Source organism: Stenotrophomonas sp. YJH_SMC_57, assembly GCF_059369755.1.
Map to the genome: position 1 here is coordinate 26986 of NZ_JCAFSZ010000019.1, position 17438 is coordinate 44423.

General features: G+C 66.8%; 15 protein-coding genes. 12 read left to right on the plus strand and 3 right to left on the minus strand.

What is annotated here, in order from left to right; genetic code table 11:
* Positions 1-102 precede the first annotated feature (102 nt).
* Both AC5P7U_RS19925 and AC5P7U_RS19930 read right to left on the minus strand, forming a co-directional pair.
* Positions 103-2766 (minus strand): TonB-dependent receptor, encoded by a 2664-nt coding sequence (locus AC5P7U_RS19925; protein ID WP_006470208.1) that lies wholly within the window; start codon positions 2764-2766, stop codon positions 103-105.
* A 143-nt stretch (positions 2767-2909) separates the two neighbouring features.
* The gene (locus AC5P7U_RS19930) at positions 2910-3926 is read right to left on the minus strand and encodes a glucokinase family protein (RefSeq protein ID WP_133935577.1); all 1017 of its coding nucleotides are present in this window, start codon (positions 3924-3926) and stop codon (positions 2910-2912) included.
* A gap of 376 nt (positions 3927-4302) precedes the next feature.
* Between AC5P7U_RS19930 and AC5P7U_RS19935 the strand changes: the two genes are divergently transcribed.
* From AC5P7U_RS19935 to AC5P7U_RS19960, 6 genes are all read left to right on the plus strand, one after another.
* Positions 4303-5592: a sugar MFS transporter gene (locus tag AC5P7U_RS19935; RefSeq protein ID WP_006470166.1), complete on the plus strand. Its 1290-nt coding sequence runs from the start codon at positions 4303-4305 to the stop codon at positions 5590-5592.
* Positions 5593-5631: 39 nt separating this feature from the next.
* The gene (locus AC5P7U_RS19940; protein ID WP_006391719.1) at positions 5632-6699 is read left to right on the plus strand and encodes a LacI family DNA-binding transcriptional regulator; all 1068 of its coding nucleotides are present in this window, start codon (positions 5632-5634) and stop codon (positions 6697-6699) included.
* Positions 6700-6706: 7 nt separating this feature from the next.
* Complete coding sequence (locus AC5P7U_RS19945) at positions 6707-7735, plus strand: SIS domain-containing protein (RefSeq protein ID WP_308309113.1); 1029 nt, start codon at positions 6707-6709, stop codon at positions 7733-7735.
* Entirely contained in the window at positions 7735-8883 is a 1149-nt protein-coding gene (gene nagA / locus AC5P7U_RS19950) for an N-acetylglucosamine-6-phosphate deacetylase (protein ID WP_308309114.1), read from the plus strand. Before AC5P7U_RS19945 ends, nagA begins: the two co-directional genes overlap by 1 nt.
* On the plus strand, positions 8883-9950 hold the full coding sequence (locus tag AC5P7U_RS19955) for an acyltransferase family protein (RefSeq protein ID WP_312564212.1): 1068 nt from the start codon (positions 8883-8885) through the stop codon (positions 9948-9950). The genes nagA and AC5P7U_RS19955 overlap by 1 nt, the downstream gene beginning before the upstream one ends.
* 273 nt (positions 9951-10223) lie before the next feature.
* The gene (locus tag AC5P7U_RS19960) at positions 10224-13253 is read left to right on the plus strand and encodes an autotransporter family protein (RefSeq protein WP_495221389.1); all 3030 of its coding nucleotides are present in this window, start codon (positions 10224-10226) and stop codon (positions 13251-13253) included.
* Positions 13254-13433: 180 nt separating this feature from the next.
* Here AC5P7U_RS19960 and AC5P7U_RS19965 read toward each other — a convergent pair whose 3' ends face one another.
* Positions 13434-13865: a hypothetical protein gene (locus AC5P7U_RS19965; protein ID WP_197563936.1), complete on the minus strand. Its 432-nt coding sequence runs from the start codon at positions 13863-13865 to the stop codon at positions 13434-13436.
* A gap of 374 nt (positions 13866-14239) precedes the next feature.
* On the opposite strand from AC5P7U_RS19965, the gene AC5P7U_RS19970 reads away from it, so the two are divergent.
* The 6 genes from AC5P7U_RS19970 to AC5P7U_RS19995 all read left to right on the plus strand — a co-directional run.
* Complete coding sequence (locus AC5P7U_RS19970) at positions 14240-15274, plus strand: S41 family peptidase (RefSeq protein WP_495221390.1); 1035 nt, start codon at positions 14240-14242, stop codon at positions 15272-15274.
* 3 nt (positions 15275-15277) lie between these two features.
* Positions 15278-15616, plus strand: a complete 339-nt coding sequence (locus AC5P7U_RS19975) for a hypothetical protein (RefSeq protein ID WP_414555814.1) — start codon at positions 15278-15280, stop codon at positions 15614-15616.
* A gap of 49 nt (positions 15617-15665) precedes the next feature.
* On the plus strand, positions 15666-15968 hold the full coding sequence (locus AC5P7U_RS19980) for a type II toxin-antitoxin system HigB family toxin (RefSeq protein ID WP_006470039.1): 303 nt from the start codon (positions 15666-15668) through the stop codon (positions 15966-15968).
* Positions 15965-16324 carry a helix-turn-helix domain-containing protein gene (locus tag AC5P7U_RS19985; RefSeq protein ID WP_006470038.1) on the plus strand — a complete coding sequence of 120 codons (360 nt, stop codon included), beginning with the start codon at positions 15965-15967 and terminating at the stop codon, positions 16322-16324. The genes AC5P7U_RS19980 and AC5P7U_RS19985 overlap by 4 nt, the downstream gene beginning before the upstream one ends.
* Positions 16325-16410: 86 nt before the next feature.
* Entirely contained in the window at positions 16411-16845 is a 435-nt protein-coding gene (locus AC5P7U_RS19990) for an SseB family protein (protein WP_006470037.1), read from the plus strand.
* A 224-nt stretch (positions 16846-17069) separates the two neighbouring features.
* Positions 17070-17438 (plus strand): contractile injection system protein, VgrG/Pvc8 family (locus AC5P7U_RS19995; protein ID WP_495221392.1); only part of this gene is annotated, 369 nt, incomplete at its 3' end.

Consider the following 17438-nt stretch of genomic DNA (forward strand, 5'->3'; position numbering starts at 1 on the left):
TCCTTGGAACGGTGCGATGAACGCTATACATGAAAAACGCCGGGCCCGGAATGACCCAGGCCCGGCGTGCGTGCACGACTCGGCGATGTTGCCGCCGCTGGATCAGTACTTGAAGCGGAAGTTGAGGTAGTACTGGCGACCGTTGCTGTAGAACGAGGTCGGGATGGCCGCGGTCTGGTAGTACTTGTAGGTCGGGTTGTTGAGGTTCAGGCCATCCAGGCTGATGCTCAGCCAGTCGGTGGCCTTGTAGCTCAGCGATGCCGACAGCGTGCCGAAGTCATCCTGGTAGTACGGGTTGGTGCCCGACAGGCTGATCAGGAACGAGGAACGGCGGGTGTAGCTGACCCGGGCGCCGAAGCGCTCGTTCTCGAAGTAGGCACCCACGTTGTAGGTGTTCTTCGAGGTGCCCAGCAGGTTGTGCGAGCCATCCGACCAGGTGTGCGAGGTCGTGCCGTTGGCATAGGTGTAGTTGGCATTGATGCCGAAGTACTCGCCGATCGGCTGTTCGTAGGCCACTTCCACGCCGGTGACCTTGCCGTCGGCATTGATCGGGGTGGAGATCTGGTAGGTCTCAAGCCGGTTGGTCAGTTCGCTGTACAGCTGGCGCGAGACCACGTCGAAGGCGATGTAGTCCTTCAGGTCCATGTGATAAGCACCCACCGACAGCATGCCGCGCGGCATGAAGTACCACTCCAGGTTGGCATCCAGGTTGGTCGACAGGGTCGGCTTGAGGTTCGGGTTGCCACCGCCGCCGGTCCGGTTCAGGTCCGAACCGTACGAGGAGGCACCCAGCGCCGAGTAGTCCGGCAGGGTCTGCGTCTGCGAAGCGGCGACGCGCAGCACCAGCTTGTCGTCCAGGTCGAACTTGATGTTGGCGCTGGGCAGCACACGGTTGCGCTTGTTCTGGAAGGCCAGGCGCTCCCACATGCCGAACAGGCTGCTGACATCGGCGTCGGCGGCCTTGCTGACGGCGTTGTAGGTGTCGATGTCCTGCTTGATGTTGACGTAGCGCAGGCCGACGTTGCCGCTCCACCAGTCGCCGCGGAAGTTGGCCTGCACGTAACCGGCGAAGTTCTTTTCCTTCACCTTCCACTCGGCGCCGTAATTGTGGCGACCGGTCGGGCCGTCATTGCCGGCCAGCCAGGTGGAGTTGTTGGTCACCGCGTCCTTCAGCGCACCCGGGGTGAAGTACCAGAGGTTGCGCGGGAAGGTGCCGCCGATGTCACCGGCAAAGCCACTCGGATAGTTGGCCGTGGCACCGTTCTTCAGCGCGCTCCAGATGTCACCCGGGGTTGCACCTTCCGGCGACAGCGCTTCGCGCTTGTGGTCGGCGAAACGCAGGCCGAAGTCGATCGAGCTCAGCACGCCGCCATCATTGAAGTACTGGTTGAAGTCGAGCGTGGCCCACTTCTCCTTGTCTTCAGCCGTGACCTGCTGGTTGCCCCAGGTGCCGAAGCTGGTCACGCCGTTGGGCGAGATATCGCCGCCGACGTTCCAGTCGATCGGCGAGCCATTGCCGTGCGTGGCCCAGCTGGCGCCGCCACCGTTGGCCAGGGTGACCTCGGCGATGTACTGGCGCGGCGTTTCGCCGGTGCCCTTGGTGCTGCCGGCCTGGAACTTGGCGGTCAGGCTGTCGCTGATCTGCCAGTCGGCATCGAAGGTGACATAGCTCGACTTGGCCTTCGACTCGCGGTAGATCATGTCGTACACCGCGTAGTCGGTGCCCGGCACGCCCTTGTAGGTGGCGTTGGTCAGCACGCCATCCTTGATCACATAGCCCGGATCCGGCGCCTGCGACTTGGCGAAGCTGTTGCCGAACATCATGAAGTTGCGGTTGTAGTTGTTCGCCTTCAGTTCGGAACTGAAACCGTTCAGGCCCAGGGTGAGGCTGTCGCTCGGCTTGAACTGCAGCGAGACCAGGCCACCCTTGCGCTCACGGGTCTGTTCGAACAGGGTCGAACCCAGCAGGCCCGGGACATTGACGCCGATCAGGTCGGGGTTGGTCTTGGCCACCGGATCACCGGCGCCGATCTTGAAGAAACCGCCCGGAATTTCCTGCGCTTCACGACGCAGCTCGCGCTTCTGGCTGAAGCCCTGCACCATCACGCCGAAGGTGCCTTCGTCGTTCTTGTAGTTGAACAGTGCCGAATACTGCGGGTCGTTGGACTTGGCCTGGTCCGAACGCACCATGCCGATCGAGCCTTCAGCGGTGAACTGCTTGGAGAACTCCAGCGGCTTGCGGGTGATGATGTTGACGGTACCGGTGGTGCCGCCGTCCTGCAGCTTGGCCTGCGAGGATTTGTTCACCTCCACCGAGCTGACCAGTTCCGACGGCAGCAGCGAGTAGCTGACGCTGCGGCCGACGTTGTTGCCCTGGCTGAGCACGAACCAGTCGGCCGAGCCGACGGTATGGCCGTTGATCAGGGTCTGGGTCAGGCTCGGGCTGGTGCCGCGCAGGCTGACACGGTCGGCTTCGTCGAAGCCGCCTTCGTCGGCGCTGGACGAGCTGATGTTGACGCCCGGCAGGCGCTGCAGGGTATCGGCGACGTTGTGCGCCGGCAGCTTGCCGACGTCTTCGGCGGTGACCACTTCCACGCGCGCATTGGCTTCGCGCTTGGTGTCCAGCGACTTTTCCATCGAGCCACGGATGCCCGTAACCGTCACGGTGTCCAGGTCGGTGGCGGTCGGGGCGGCCTGCTGCGCGTGCGCACTGAAGGCGATGCAGCTGACGATGGCGGCCGAAAGCAGGGTCTTGCGGGTGTTCATGATGTCTCTCCTCATCACTCGATTGGATGCCGGCGGCGGTGTTCGATTACGGTTGCGATGACATGCGCGGGGCGGCGGCGAAGTCCCGTGCGTTGGCGTGCCACGTACAGCGTGCTGCGATTGCGTTGAAGCCTGTTGCGGTGTCAGGCGGCCGACTGCTGCAGGTACCAGCTGGCAGCGCCAACCACGCCCAGCTGGCCGTGCTCGACGACCTTCACCGGGATGCGTGCCAGTGCTTCGCCCATCGGCCCCTTCTGCAGGTACCGTTCGACGAAGGTGCTGGCGTGCAGGTATTCGCGGATCTGCGGCAGGATGCCGCCGGCCAGGTAGACGCCACCATGGGCGCCGTAGAACAGCGCCATGTCGCCGATGGTGCTGCCGAGCAGGCCGCAGAACACATCCAGCGCCTGGCGTGCGTGCGCATCGGTATCGGCCATGGCGGCGGCAGTGACTGCATCCGGGCTGGCCAGCGTCGGTACCTGCCCCTGCAGCGCACATACCGCGCGGTACAGGTTCATCAGGCCCGGGCCGGAGATTGCATGCTCGATCGACACGTGGGCGCGGTCGCGCTGCATGTGGCGGACGATGGCCATTTCCAGTTCGGTGCTGGCGGCCAGGGTCGGCTGGCCGGCTTCCGTCGGCAGCACCACCGGGCCGTGTGCGGTGGGAATCCACAGCGCGGCGCCGAGGCCGGTGCCCGGGCCGACCACCAGGGTCGGGCCGCGTGCAGCGGTCTCCGGTCCGCACAGGTGCAGCACGCCGCTGGCGTCCACCTGCGCGGCGGCGTAGGCCACCGCTTCAAAGTCGTTGACGATGTAGACCCGCTGCAGGCCGACGTCCGCTTCCACCTGGCGCGCCGACAGCGGCCACGGCAGGTTGGCGGTGATCACCGTGCCGTCCTCGCGGGCATAGCCGGCGCTGGCGACCACGCAGTGCGAGGGCCGCGGGCCTTCGCCGAGGAAGTCGGACAGGATCGCGCTGAGGCCGGCATGGTCGGCATTGCGGTACTTGCGGTACTCCAGCACCTGCACCGGGTGGGCGGCATCACCGCTGGCCTGGACCCGGGCCACGCGCACATGGGTGCCACCAACGTCGGCGGCCAGGAACGAGGGCGCGACTCGGGACAGGACATGGGCCGGGGCGGGGTGGCTGGCGGTCACGCGGGCTCCTGCTGCAGGTGGGGCCGGCCCCGGGATCGGGGGCGGCGATTGGGGCGGAGTCTGTAACCCCGCTGACAACGATGTCAACGAGTTCGTGACACTTTCGTTGCTGCGCCGCAACGAATGCGACATGCAGTAAACGTTTACATGGCGTGAGCATGGGTTTCACGCGGGAACCTTTGCTGCACGGGGCTCAAGGGCTGCGGCGCATTCAGCACGATGCGCCGGGATCGGCTTGCGCAGTGCAGCACGAGGTTCACGGGCTGATGCAGGGAAGTTGACAAACCGCCGTTGTCCATCGAAAGAATGTGACAACGTTGTTCCCAGCCACTCTCCGACGCCGCGTTCTGCGGCCGTCGCCGCAGGAGCCCTCCTGATGTCCGCCGTCCCCGCTGCAAGCGCGCGCCCGAACGTGGCCACCTCCATCGCCATCGTCGGCGTGCTGTTCTTCCTGATCGGCTTCTTCACCTGGCTCAACGGGCCGCTGATCACCTTCGTCAAGCTCGCCTTCGAACTCAGCGAGGTCGGCGCCTTCCTGGTGCTGATGGTGTTCTACCTGTCCTACTTCTTCCTGGCCCTGCCGTCGTCGTGGATCCTGCGCCGCACCGGCATGAAGAAGGGCCTGAGCCTGAGCCTGCTGGTGATGGCCGGGGGGGCCGCGCTGTTCGGTGAATTCGCCACCCAGCGCTGGTACCCGGGCGCGCTCGGCGGCCTGTTCGTGATCGGCAGCGGCCTGGCCCTGCTGCAGACCGCGATCAACCCCTACATCTCCATCCTCGGCCCAATCGAGACCGCGGCGCGGCGCATCGCGCTGATGGGCATCTGCAACAAGATCGCCGGCATGCTGGCGCCGGTGCTGATCGGTACCGTGGTGCTGCACGGCATCGGTGACCTGTCGGCCAGCGTGGCCGTTGCCGATGAAGCGACCAAGGCGCAGCTGCTCAACGACTTTGCCGCCAAGATTCACGCGCCGTACCTGGCCATGGCCGGCGTGCTGGTGCTGCTGGCAGTGGCCGTGCTGTTCTCGCCGCTGCCGGAAATCAAGCCGTCCGAAGCCAACGCCACGCCAGTGGCGGCCGGTGCCGCCGAGCGCCGCAGCATCTTCCAGTTCCCGCACCTGTGGCTGGGCGTGCTGTGCCTGTTCGTGTACGTGGGCGTGGAGGTGATGGCCGGCGATGCGATCGGTACCTATGGCCACGGCTTCGACCTGCCGCTGGACCAGACCAAGATGTTCACCTCGCTGACCCTGTTTGCCATGCTCATCGGCTACGTGGTCGGCCTGCTGCTGATCCCGAAGGTGGTCTCGCAGTCGCGCTACCTGACCATTTCCGCCGTGCTGGGCGTGGTGTTCTGCCTCGGCGCCTGGGTCACCCACGGCTACGTCTCGGTGGGCTTCGTGGCCGCACTGGGCTTTGCCAACGCGATGATGTGGCCGGCGATCTTCCCGCTGGCGATCCGCGGCCTGGGCCGTTTCACCGAGACCGGTTCGGCGCTGCTGGTGATGGGCATTGCCGGCGGCGCGATCATTCCGCAGCTGTTCGCCGTGCTCAAGCAGCACATCGACTTCCAGCTGGTGTTCGTGCTGCTGATGGTGCCGTGCTACCTGTACATCCTGTTCTACTCGGTGGTCGGCCATCGCGCCGGCCTACCGCAGGACAAGGCCTGATCGGCGATGATGGACGGCAGCCAACCCCAGGGAAAACCCATGCGCAGAGCGACCATCAAGGACGTTGCGGAGAAGGCCAAGGTCTCGCTGAAGACGGTCTCGCGGGTGATCAACAACGAGCCCTCGGTGATGCAGGCCACCCGTGCACGGGTGCTGCGAGCCATCGCCGAGCTCGACTACGAGCCCGACCCGTCCGCGCGCAACCTGCGCAGCGGCACCACCTTCGTGATCGGGCTGGTCTACGACAACCCGAACCCGTACCACATCATCGGCGTGCAGAACGGCGTGCTCGCCGCCTGCCGCGAGACCGGGTTTGGCCTGCAGATCCATCCCTGCGATTCCAGCTCGCCGCTGCTGGCCGATGAACTGGCCGACTGGGTGCAGCGTTCGCGCCTGGCCGGGCTGGTGCTGACCGCACCGATGTCCGAGCGCCGCGACCTGATCCAGGCGCTGACCGCGCGCGGCATCAAGCTGGTGCGCATCATCGCCGCCACCGAAGACCCGGCCGACGGTGCCTGCGTGTTCGTCGACGACCGCGAGGCCGCCTACGAAATCACCGAGCACCTGATCCAGCTGGGCCACCAGCGCATCGGCTTCCTCTGGGGCGGCATCTCGCACCGCTCCTCGGGCGAGCGTTATGCCGGCTACGAGGCTGCGCTGAAGGACTACGGCATGACCGTGGACAAGCACCTGGTGGTGCAGGGTGATTACACCTTCGACGACGGTTTCCGCGGCGCGCGCCGCCTGCTGGCGCTGCGCGAGCCGCCCACCGCCATCTTCGGCTCCAACGATGAAATCGCCGCCGGCGTGCTGGCCGCCGCCAAGTCGGCCGGCATGAACGTGCCCTACGACCTGTCCATCGCCGGTTTCGAGGACAGCCCGTTCTCGCGCCAGTCGTGGCCGCCGCTGACCACCGCCAAGCAGGCCACCGAGGACATCGCCCGCCACGCTGCGCGCCTGCTGATCGCGCAGCTGCGCAGCGACGCCTACGACGATGCGCCCGCGCCGTTGCACAACCAGGGCTTCGTGCCACAACTGGTGGTGCGCGGTTCGACCGCGCCGATGCGCCCGGCCGGCGCACGCCCCCTTCCTTCCGATCCTGCCTGAGCCTGCCATGTCGCTGTCAGACCCCACTTCCACCCTGATGTTCGCCGAGGCCGCTGAAGCAGCCGACGTGGTCGCCCGCCAGTTCTCGCGCAACCACGCCACCATGGAAACCCTGGCCGCCAGCCTGCGCGCGGCGCCGCCGCCGTTCGTGGTCACCTGCGCGCGTGGCAGCTCCGACCACGCCGCCACCTACGGCAAATACCTGCTGGAAACCCAGCTGGGCCTGGTGGTGGCCTCGGCCTCGCCGTCGGTGGGCTCGGTGTACGCCGCACCGCTGCAATTGCGCGGCGCACTGTTCATCGTCATCTCGCAGTCGGGCAAGAGCCCGGACCTGTTGCGCAATGCGGAAGCCGCCAAGGCGGCCGGTGCGCGCGTGATCGCGCTGGTCAACGTCGAGGATTCACCGCTGGCGCAGCTGGCCGACACGGTCATTCCGCTGCATGCCGGTGCCGAGAAGAGCGTGGCGGCCACCAAGAGCTACCTGGCTTCGCTGGCTGCGCTGCTGCAGCTGGCCGCGTACTGGAAGCAGGACAGCAACCTGCGTGCCGCACTGGACCTGTTGCCGGATGCAATGCGTGCGGCCTGGCAGTGCGACTGGAGCGCGGTGACCGGCGGGCTGGTCGAAGCCACCAACCTGTTCGTGCTCGGCCGCGGCCTGGGCCTGGGTGCAGCGCAGGAAGCCGCGCTGAAGTTCAAGGAAACCTGCAGCCTGCACGCCGAGGCCTACAGTTCGGCCGAGGTCAAGCACGGTCCGATGGCGCTGGTCGATCGTGGTTTTCCGGTGCTCGCCTTCGCGCAGCCGGACGAGACCGGTGCCGGTACCCGCGCAGTGGTCGATGAATTCACCGCGCGCGGTGCGCAGGTATGGATGGCCGGTGCCGGTGGCAATCTGCCGGTGGCGGCCGCGCCGCATCCGCTGTGCGCGCCGTTGCTGACCGTGCAGAGCTTCTACCGCGCGATCAACGCGCTGGCGCTGCGCCGTGGCTTCAACCCGGATCTGCCGCCGCACCTGAACAAGGTCACGGAGACGGTCTGATGGCCACGGTCCTGCGCAACGCCCGCATCCTTGCAGGCGATGAATTCCGCGACGATCTGGCGGTGGTGATCGAGGACGGCCGCATCAGTGCGCTGCTGCCCGATGCCGCGCCGCAGCTCGGCCAGGCCGCCGCGCAGGTGGACCTGGGCGGTGGCTGGCTGCTGCCCGGTTTCATCGACGTGCAGGTCAACGGCGGCGGCGGCGCGCTGTTCAACAACACGCCGGACGTAGCATCGCTGCGCACCATCGCGCAGGCGCACCGCCGTTTCGGCACCACCGCGATGCTGCCGACGCTGATCAGCGACGACGTGGGCGTGATGCGCGAGGCCATCGGTGCGATGCGCGAGGCGATCGCACAGGGCGTGCCGGGCGTGATCGGCATCCATCTGGAAGGCCCGTACATCGCGCCGGCGCGCAAGGGCACGCACGATGCCAGCAAGTTCCGCGTGCCGGACGAAGAAGAGATCGCACTGGCCGCATCGCTCGACAACGGCGTGACCCTGTTGACGCTGGCGCCGGAACGCGTGCCGCTGGAGACCATCCGTGCGCTGGTCGAGCGTGGCGTGATCGTCGCCGCTGGGCATACCGCAGGCACCTACGAAGAGATCCGCGCCGGCCTGGATGCCGGCGTGCGTGGCTTCACCCATCTGTACAACGCGATGTCGCCATTGCAGGGGCGCGAGCCCGGCGCAGTGGGTGCCGCGCTGGAAGACCGCGACAGCTGGATCGGCATCATCGTCGATGGCGTGCATGTGCATCCGGCCAGCCTGCGCGTGGCCCTGGCGGCCAAGCCGCGTGGCCGCCTGCTGCTGGTGACCGATGCAATGCCGCCGGTCGGTGCCGATGACCCGAGCTACGTGCTGTACGGCGAAACCATCACGGCCATCGACGGCGTGGTGCGCAATGCCGCCGGTGCACTGGCAGGTTCGGCGCTGGACATGGCCACCGCCGTGCGCAACACCGTGCAGCTGCTCGGCCAGCCGCTGGCCGAAGCCGCACGCATGGCCTCGACCTATCCGGCGCAGTTCCTCAATGTCGATGACCGCCTCGGCCACATCGCAGAGGGCTACCAGGCCGACCTGGTGCTGCTGGATGACGCCCTGCAGGTGCGCGGCACCTGGATCGCCGGACAGTACGAGGCCGCCTGATGAACGCTACGCCGCCACGCCGGCTGGGCTCGATCGATGCCCTGCGCGGCATCACCGTGGCGGCGATGCTGCTGGTCAACAATCCGGGCGACTGGAGTGCGGTGTTCGCACCACTGCGTCATTCGGAATGGCATGGTTGCACGCCCACCGATCTGGTGTTCCCGTTCTTCCTGTTCCTGGTCGGTGTGTCGATGGCCTTCAGCGTGGCGCCGCGTGCGCTGGACGCGTCGGTCCGCCCTGCGTTGGCGCGTGGCGTGCTGGAGCGCGCGCTGCGCATCCTGCTGGCCGGTGCGCTGTTGCATCTGTTGATCTGGTGGGCGCTGCAGACGCATCACTTCCGCATCTGGGGCGTGCTGCAGCGGATCGCGGTATGTGCGGCGCTGGTGGGCGTGCTGGCGGTATATGCGCGTCCGCGCGTGCAGGCGGCCGTGCTGGTCACGCTGCTGGTGGGGTACACCGTACTGCTGCTTGGCATCGGCGATCTGGCGCCGTGGACCAATCCGGCCAGCCGCCTGGATACCACGCTGTTCGCCCCGTGGATCTATCAGTGGCACGCCGATACCGGGCTTGGCCATGACCCGGAAGGATTGCTGAGCACCTTGGGTGCCCTGGCCAGCACCGTGCTCGGCCTGTTGGTCGGCGGCCTGCTGCGCAACGGGCGTTCGGCGGCCCTGGCCGGGCTGGGCGTGGCAACCGCTGTGCTCGGGTTGCTGCTGGCCACCGTGCTGCCGTTGAACAAACAGCTGTGGACGCCCAGCTATGTGTTGTGGACCGGTGGCCTTGCCGCGCTGGCGCTGTGGCTGGGCCACGTGCTGATCGATCGCAAGGGTTGGCCGGCGCTGGGGCGGCGCTTCGGGGTCAATGCGATCACTGCCTATCTGGGTGCGTCAGTGATGTCGGTGGTGCTGATGGCCACCGGCGCCTGGGGCTGGATCTGGCAGCAGCTGGCCGATGCGATGCCACAGGCGCTGGAACTGGCGTCGATGCTGCAGGCGGTGGCGTTCGTCGCGCTGTGGTGGGGCGTGGCCTGGTGGTTGGACCGGCGGAAGATCTACCTGAAGATCTGACCTGCCTCATCCACGCATGGCGTGGATCGTCCGGGATGCGCGTGCTGGTTCAGTAGATCCACGCCCTGCGTGGATGCTCTTCTCGCTACTGGTGGCCTCCAGAAAAATGAACGGTTTCAGTCACGTAGAGGCCAGGTGAGAATCGCCCGAGTTCGCAATTGAAGTGTGATCACTGGCACGTAAATTCACCTGTCGAAACCATTCACAACAAGGCAGACTGCGCTCGCAGTACCGCATATCCGCAGTTCCTGATCCCCTGTCCAGGAGTGCCGTATGTCCCGTGCCGTCCCGCGCGCGTTTCGTCCGCGCCGCCTCACCGTTTCCGTGCTGCAGGCCCTGGCCGTTCCCTCTGTCATGCTGATGTCCGCCAGCGTCGCCTGGGCCGGCTGTGACGCCATCGCGCCCGTTGCCGGCCAGACGGTCACCTGCAGCGCCAGCGCGCCCAACCCGCAGACCGTTCCCATCGCTGCCAGCGGCGCGGCCGGCATCACCGTCAACGTTGCCAGCAGCGCCCAGCTGCAGCAGAGCGGTGGCGGTTCCGCCATTGCGCTGGTCGGTGCAGGGGGCCATCTGCTGTCCAACCAGGGCGCGATCAGTTCGGTCGGTGGCGTGGCGGTGCAGCTCGGCGGCGGCAGCCGCGTCGAGAATATTGGCAGCATCAGCACGGGCAACAACATCGCGCTGCAGTTCGTCGGCAATGGTGACAGCGTGCTGGTCAACCGCGGAACGATCAGTGGCGGAACCGGTGTGCAGTTCGGTGCCGGCAACGATCGCCTGGAGATGCAGGCCGGCAGCATCAGCGGCGGTGTCCTGCAGGGCGATGGCAACGATGTGCTGCTGCTCAACGACGGCACCCTCGATCGTGTCGACCAGGGCAGCGGCGATGACCAGATGACGGTCACTGGCGGCACCATCACCGGCGTGGTCGCACAGGGCAGTGGACGCGACGATTTCGTCATGACCGGCGGCACGATCGGCGCGCTGCAGCAGGGCGACAACATCGATACCTTCCGCATGAGCGGTGGCCGCATCATCGGCGCGTTCGAGGATGGCGACCGGGCCTGGATGACCGGTGGCCGCATCGGCCGGGTCAACATGAAGCTGGACAAGAACCTGTGGGACATGTCCGGCGGTACCGTTGACGGCAACGTGGTGACCGGCTTCGACACCGACACCATCATCATTTCGGGCACGGCCTACATCGGCGGCAACATCAGCGTCAGCGGCGGTGCCGACAGCGTGACCATCACTGATGGCACCGTGCGCGGCCAGGTGCTGCTCAGCACCGGCAACGACACGTTCAACTGGACCGATGGCGGCATCGTCTACGGTGCGATCGACATGGGCCCGGATGACGACGTTGCGAACCTGGCCAACCTCACCCAGACCCACGTCGGTGCAGTCCCCCTGTTCGACGGCGGCAGCGGCACCGACCAGCTCAACCTCACCAACGTCAAGACCACCGGCGTGGGGCGCTTCCAGAACTGGGAAACGATCAGCCTGGCCAGCAGCACCGAACTGACCTTCGACGGCAATCTGGTGCTGGGCGATGCCGGCACCGGCACCGGTACGCTCACCGTCGACGACACCAGCACATTGTTCGCTGGCGGCGGCAACCATGCCATCCGTCCGTTCATGGCATCGGGCCTGGTCAACATGGTCAATGCCGGGCGCATCGACCTGACCGCCAGCGGCAGCGCCGGTGATGCCTTCACCGTGCGCGGCAATTACCGCGGCGACGGTGGCGGTCTGTACCTGAAGACGGTGCTGGGGGCCGATGATTCGGCCAGTGACAAGCTGGTGTTCGACGGTGGCACGGCCACCGGCAGCACCGGCATCGGCATCCTCAACGTGGGCGGCGGTGGTGCGGCGACACGTACAGACGGCATTCTGGTGGTGCAGGCATTGAATGGCGCCATCACCGCGCCGGGCGCATTCTCGCTGTTCGCGCCCGTGGCGGCCGGTGCCTACGAGTATTTCCTGTTCAAGGGCGGGGTCAGCGCGGGCACCGGCGAGAACTGGTACCTGCGCTCGACGCTGGTGCAGGGACCAACCCCGGCGCCCAATGGCGGCGGTACCGTCACGCCGCCACCGCCGCCACCGCCGGTGGCCCCACCGCCGCCGATCACGCCGGCGCCCCCCCCGCCGCCCGAAGGCGCCACCGATCCGGACCTGACCGCCGGCGAGACCGCCCCACCGCCACCACCGCCGGAGCCACCGCCGGCGCCGCCGCCGACCGATCCGGAAGTGCCCGAGGTGCCGGTGGCCGGTGGCAGTCTGCCCGGCACGGGCGCGCCGCCGACACCGGATGCGCGCCCGGCAGAGGGCGCCGTGGTGCCGCTGTACCGCGTGGAGACCGCCACCTACGCGGTGGTGCCGCCCCTGCTGCGCGAGGCCTCTCTGGCCAGCCTCGGCACGTTCCACGAACGGCAGGGCGAGCAGCGCCTGCTGTACAACCAGGGTGCGCTGCGCACCGCCTGGGGCCGGCTGGTCGGGCAGAGCAGCGAGATTCACTGGAAGGGCGATGCGCAGCCTGGGTTCGACGGCGATGTGATGGGCCTGCAGGCCGGCCTTGATGTGTGGGCTGCGGCCAACGACAACCATCGCAACCAGATCGGCGTGTTTGTCGGCCGTACCCGCGCGCAGGGCAAGACCACCGGCCTGGCGCTGGGCTGGGAGAACGTGCAGGTGGGCCAGAACCGGCTGGATGACAAGCACGTGGGCCTGTACTGGACGCTCACCGGCAGCAATGGTGGCTACATCGATGCAGTGGCGATGCAGAGCCGTTACGACGGTCGCGTGCGTTCCTCGCGCGGGCTGGGCTTCGGCATCAAGGGCGATGGCACCAGTGTGTCGGTGGAGGCCGGCAAGCCGCTACTGCAGTTCGGCCAGTCGGTCTGGTGGCTGGAACCGCAGGTGCAGGTGATCTGGCAGCGCACCGCGCTGGATGACCGTCGCGATGCGGTATCGAGCGTGCGCTTCGACAACGACAATGCCTGGACCGGCCGCATCGGCCTGCGCCTGGCTGGCGATTACCAATTGGCCGACAACGGCTGGCAGCCGTACTTCAAGCTCAACTACTGGCACGGCGGCTCCGGCGAGGATCGCATCCGCTTCGACGACGACGTGATCGTCAATTCGCAGCGCTCGCGCGCACTGGAAGCTGGCGTGGGTGTGGTCGGGCGCTTCAACCGCACCATCAGCGCCTACGCGGTAGCCGATTACACCCGCGAACTGGGCGGCGACCGCAACGAGAAGCGCCGCATCATCGAAGGCAACATCGGCCTGCGCGCGGACTGGTGACGGCCGCGCGCTCGGGTGGGTGCCGATCTCGGTCGGCACTCACCCCATCACCGCCATGATGCGCTCCGGGTTCCAATCCGCTCTGGATTCCAACCGGCGCCATGACCTGCTCCGGGTTCCAACCGACGCCATAATCTGCTCTGGTGGGTGTCGACCTTGGTCGACACGAATCCATCGGCGTCACGATCCCGCGCGTGCACCCGGTGCCACCAACCCGCCCGCATGGTCGGCCAGCACCACCACCGCATGCACCAGGCCTTCCTCCACCTGCGGCGGGCACTGCGCTGCCGCATCATCCATCTCGCGCGCCGACTGCGCCGCCAGCAACCCCCCCCCACAGGCGGATACCGCCGCGAGGCACCGCGTGGCCTCGGCCAGTTCCCGGCCACGCGCCTCGCTGAGGTGCCGTTCGCGCCAGGGCTGGTCATCGGCAGCATGGCTTTGCGCGATACCGCGCAACCGGGCGAAGAAGGCCGACGGCGCGGCATCGCCGTCGCCCTCGCACAATGCATCTTCCAGCGCTTCAGCCACGGGTGTGGGCAGCGCCAGGTCGGGCAGGACATCGCCCAGCAGGGCGTGCAGACGGGGATAGGCGGGGTAGGGCGTGTTCATGGCGGCAACCTCACGAGGCAAGGCCACCTGCGGGATGCAAGGTGGCGGGCGGTGCGGGTTGGCGTGCCGGTCAAAATCGAAGCGAAAAAAGCCGACGGATCACGAGGATCCCCACGCACCGCCCGCCATGGGCGAGCCGGTGCATTGTCGCGATTGCCGTTGAGGCGGCAACTCGATTGCTTCGATGTTTGATTCAGGACGCCAATCCCGGCCAGCGCAAAGCGCGCCGGCAGAGCCACCTTCGCGCTTTTGCCCGAGTGACAACATGGGCAAAGTTGCAAATGTTGCTGTGCGCGGCGCGTGCCAAAGCCGACATACAACGACAGCGGCAAGCGCGTATGCTGCGGTACTCATCCAAGACGAAGGAACGTCGAATGTCGCTTGATCTTCGCGTGATCGCTGCTGCACTGGGCGCCCTGTTCTGCAGCGGCGCGCAGGCCGCCGCCCCGGCCGTCATCGACCTGCCGACAGCACAGGCGCAGGCCCAGCTGCTGGACATGCTGGAGAAGGAGTCGCTGTACCGCGACCGCGTGGACTGGCCGGCCATCCGTACGCGCCTGAAGGCGGCGCAGAACGATCCAGCCCAGGCCCGCGCGGTGCTGCAGGAGGCCACCGGCCGCAGTTCCGGCGGGCATGGCGAGTGGATCAGCGCAAAGCAGCTGCAGGCGAAGGCAGAACGCCTGGCGCGCGCCAATGGCGCAGCGACAGCGGCTCCGAAAGCAACGACGGCCCCGGCCGAAGTACTGGACCCGCGTATCGGCCGGGTGGAGATCGAGGGCTACGGTGTCATGCAGGGCCCGACGGCGCACCAGCAGATGATGGAGCGTGCCAAGCGCTGGCAGGCGATCATCGATGACCAGGACAATGGCAGCCGCTGCGGCTGGATTGTCGATCTGCGTGGCAACACCGGCGGCAACATGTGGCCGATGCTGCTGGGCGCAGCGCCACTGCTGCGCACCACGCCCGGCGCCGACGAGGACGTGGGGTCCTTCGCCGCCGCGGACGGTCCCACGCGCTGGCAGCTGACACCGTCCAGCGTGCGGCTTGGCGAGCGCGTGCGGGTCGATCTTGGCGGGCCCGGCTATCTGCTCAAACACCCAGGCGCGCCGGTGGCGGTGCTGACCGGGCCGCGCACCGCCAGTTCCGGCGAGGCGACCGTGCTTGCCTTCCGCGGTCGCCCGCAGACGCGCAGTTTCGGCCAGCCCACCTCGGGGCTGTCCACTGCCAACGTGATGCGGCCGCTGGTCGATGGCAGCGCACTGCTGCTGACCACCAGCGTGATGCAGGATCGCAATGGCCAGGGGGATGGGCTGAAGATCGAACCAGACCAGCGCACCGACAGTGATGCCGCCACGCTGGCTGCGGCGCAGCAGTGGTTGCTGCAGCAGCCCGCCTGCCAGGCGCGCTGATCCATGATCCTGATCGGCCAGCAGGAACGGGTGATGATCGTCGGTCCTACGGAAGCCCACCACTGCCTGCGTTGCGGAACGGAAACCGACTTCGCGCCGCAGCTGCGCTACAAGATGGCGCGCATCGACCTGCTGTTCGGCTTCGCCTACCAGCGCCGTTATGAGCTGGCCTGCACCCGGTGCGAGCACGGCTGGTTACTGGACACCGAAACCATGGACCAGCAGCTGGGTGGGGTGCCGATCCCGTGGCGGCACCGCTTCGGCCTGCCGCTGATGCTGGTGGTCGTGGCTGGGCTGGCCCTGCTGGGCTGGCTGTGGCGGCACGGATTCATCGGTGGCTGATGAAGATGAGAGGGTTGCTTATATCCCATTTTGGGACTAGGATCTGCGAATGAAAGTGGTTGCTTTGGCGACGCTGAAACGATTCTGGGAACGCCATCCCGATTCGGAAGCAGCGCTGAGGTCCTGGTATGACGAAGTCAGGCACGCCGTATGGGGCACACCGCACGACGTACGCCAACGTTACGCAAGCGCAAGTTTCGTGGCGAACAGTCGTGTGGTGTTCAACATAAAGGGCAACAGCTACCGGCTTATCGTCGCTGTGGGTTACAGGTTTCAAGTGGTCTACATCAAGTTCATTGGCACCCACGCCGAGTACGACCGGATCGACGCCGACACTGTGGAGCTTCTATGAACATCCAGCCCATCCGTACGGAAAGCGATTACGAAAACGCTCTGCGCGAGATTTCGGCCTATGTGGACAACGAGCCGGAGCCGGGGAGCGAGGATGGCGATCGATTCGAAATTCTCGTAACGCTGGTTGAAGCCTACGAAGCGAAGCACTACCCGATCGAACCGCCAGATCCGATCGAGGCAATTCGCTTCCGCATGGAGCAGGGGGGTCTGACCGTGAAGGATCTGGTGCCGTCCATCGGCCAGCTCAACCGTGTCTATGAGGTGTTGAATCGCAAGCGCGGCCTGACTCTGGAAATGATCCGGAAGCTTCACCGCAACCTGGGCATTCCCGCGGAAAGTCTCATCGGCCGCTGAAGCCCGCGTATCTCTGCCGATACGCTGCCGTGCGCAACCCCCGGCCTGCTAAAGTTGCAGCCTGCAATCACGTACCGGAACCCACCATGGACCACGACACCCCGTTCGAACCCCTCAACGACCTCGAGGTGCGCCTGCTGCAGGCCCAGGACGGGACGCTGACCGCATCGCAGTTCCTCGATGGCCTGTTGACCTCGACGGCGTTCGTGCTGCTGGACAAGGCCATCGGCGAAGATGGCGCCTGGGACGAGAGCATCTCGCCGCTGGTGCTGACCAGCGAGAGCGGCGAACCGATGTTCGCGGTGTTCACCTCGCCCGAGCGCGCCGGCCTGTGGCACGAGCAGCTGCCGCAGTTTGCCCATGCGATGCCGATCGCGGTGCACGCGCTGCTGGCCGGCATCGGCGACGGCGTCGGCCTGGTGCTGAACCCGGGCCTGGACGTGGGCATGGAAATGATTCCCGATGCCGTGGCCCAGCTGAAGCAGCGCGCTGCGGCGATCACGCGTGGCATGGCGCATTGATTCCTGCCTTGGCTGGCTCGCTGCTGTTTTCAGGTCGGCCACTTGGCGGGTAACGCCCTCCTGTTCTGCATGCGATCGGCATTTCGTAGTTTTCCTAGCGGGCGCGACACCTAGGTAGCGCCTGCGTTTCACGGTGGACCTGTCTGCCGTGTCGCAATTACCTCTTCCTCGGCCTCTGTTTCAGCAACACGCTCACGGCCCCTTGGCCCTGCGCGCGTTGCTCCATGGATGGCTCCGTTCCTGCTCCGCAATGGCCCGCCCTGCGCTCTGCGCTGGCCGGCCCTTCGCACGCCCAGCGCTTCCTGCGGCTGCACACGTCGCTGGGGAGCGATGTGCTGGTGGCCGAAACCCTTGATGGCGTCGAGCAGATCGACGGCATCGGTTTCCAGTGGACGATCACCGCACTGTCGCTGGATGCCGGCCTGCAGCTGGCGGCGCTGATCGGGCAGGGCGCGCTGCTGCAGCTGCAGCAGGCCGATGGCAGCCTGCGCCCGTTGCACGGTCGCATCACCGCCGCCGAGCGGCTGGGCAGCAATGGCGGCCTGGCGCGCTATCGGCTGCGCCTGCAGCCGTGGCTGGCGTTCCTGTCGCAG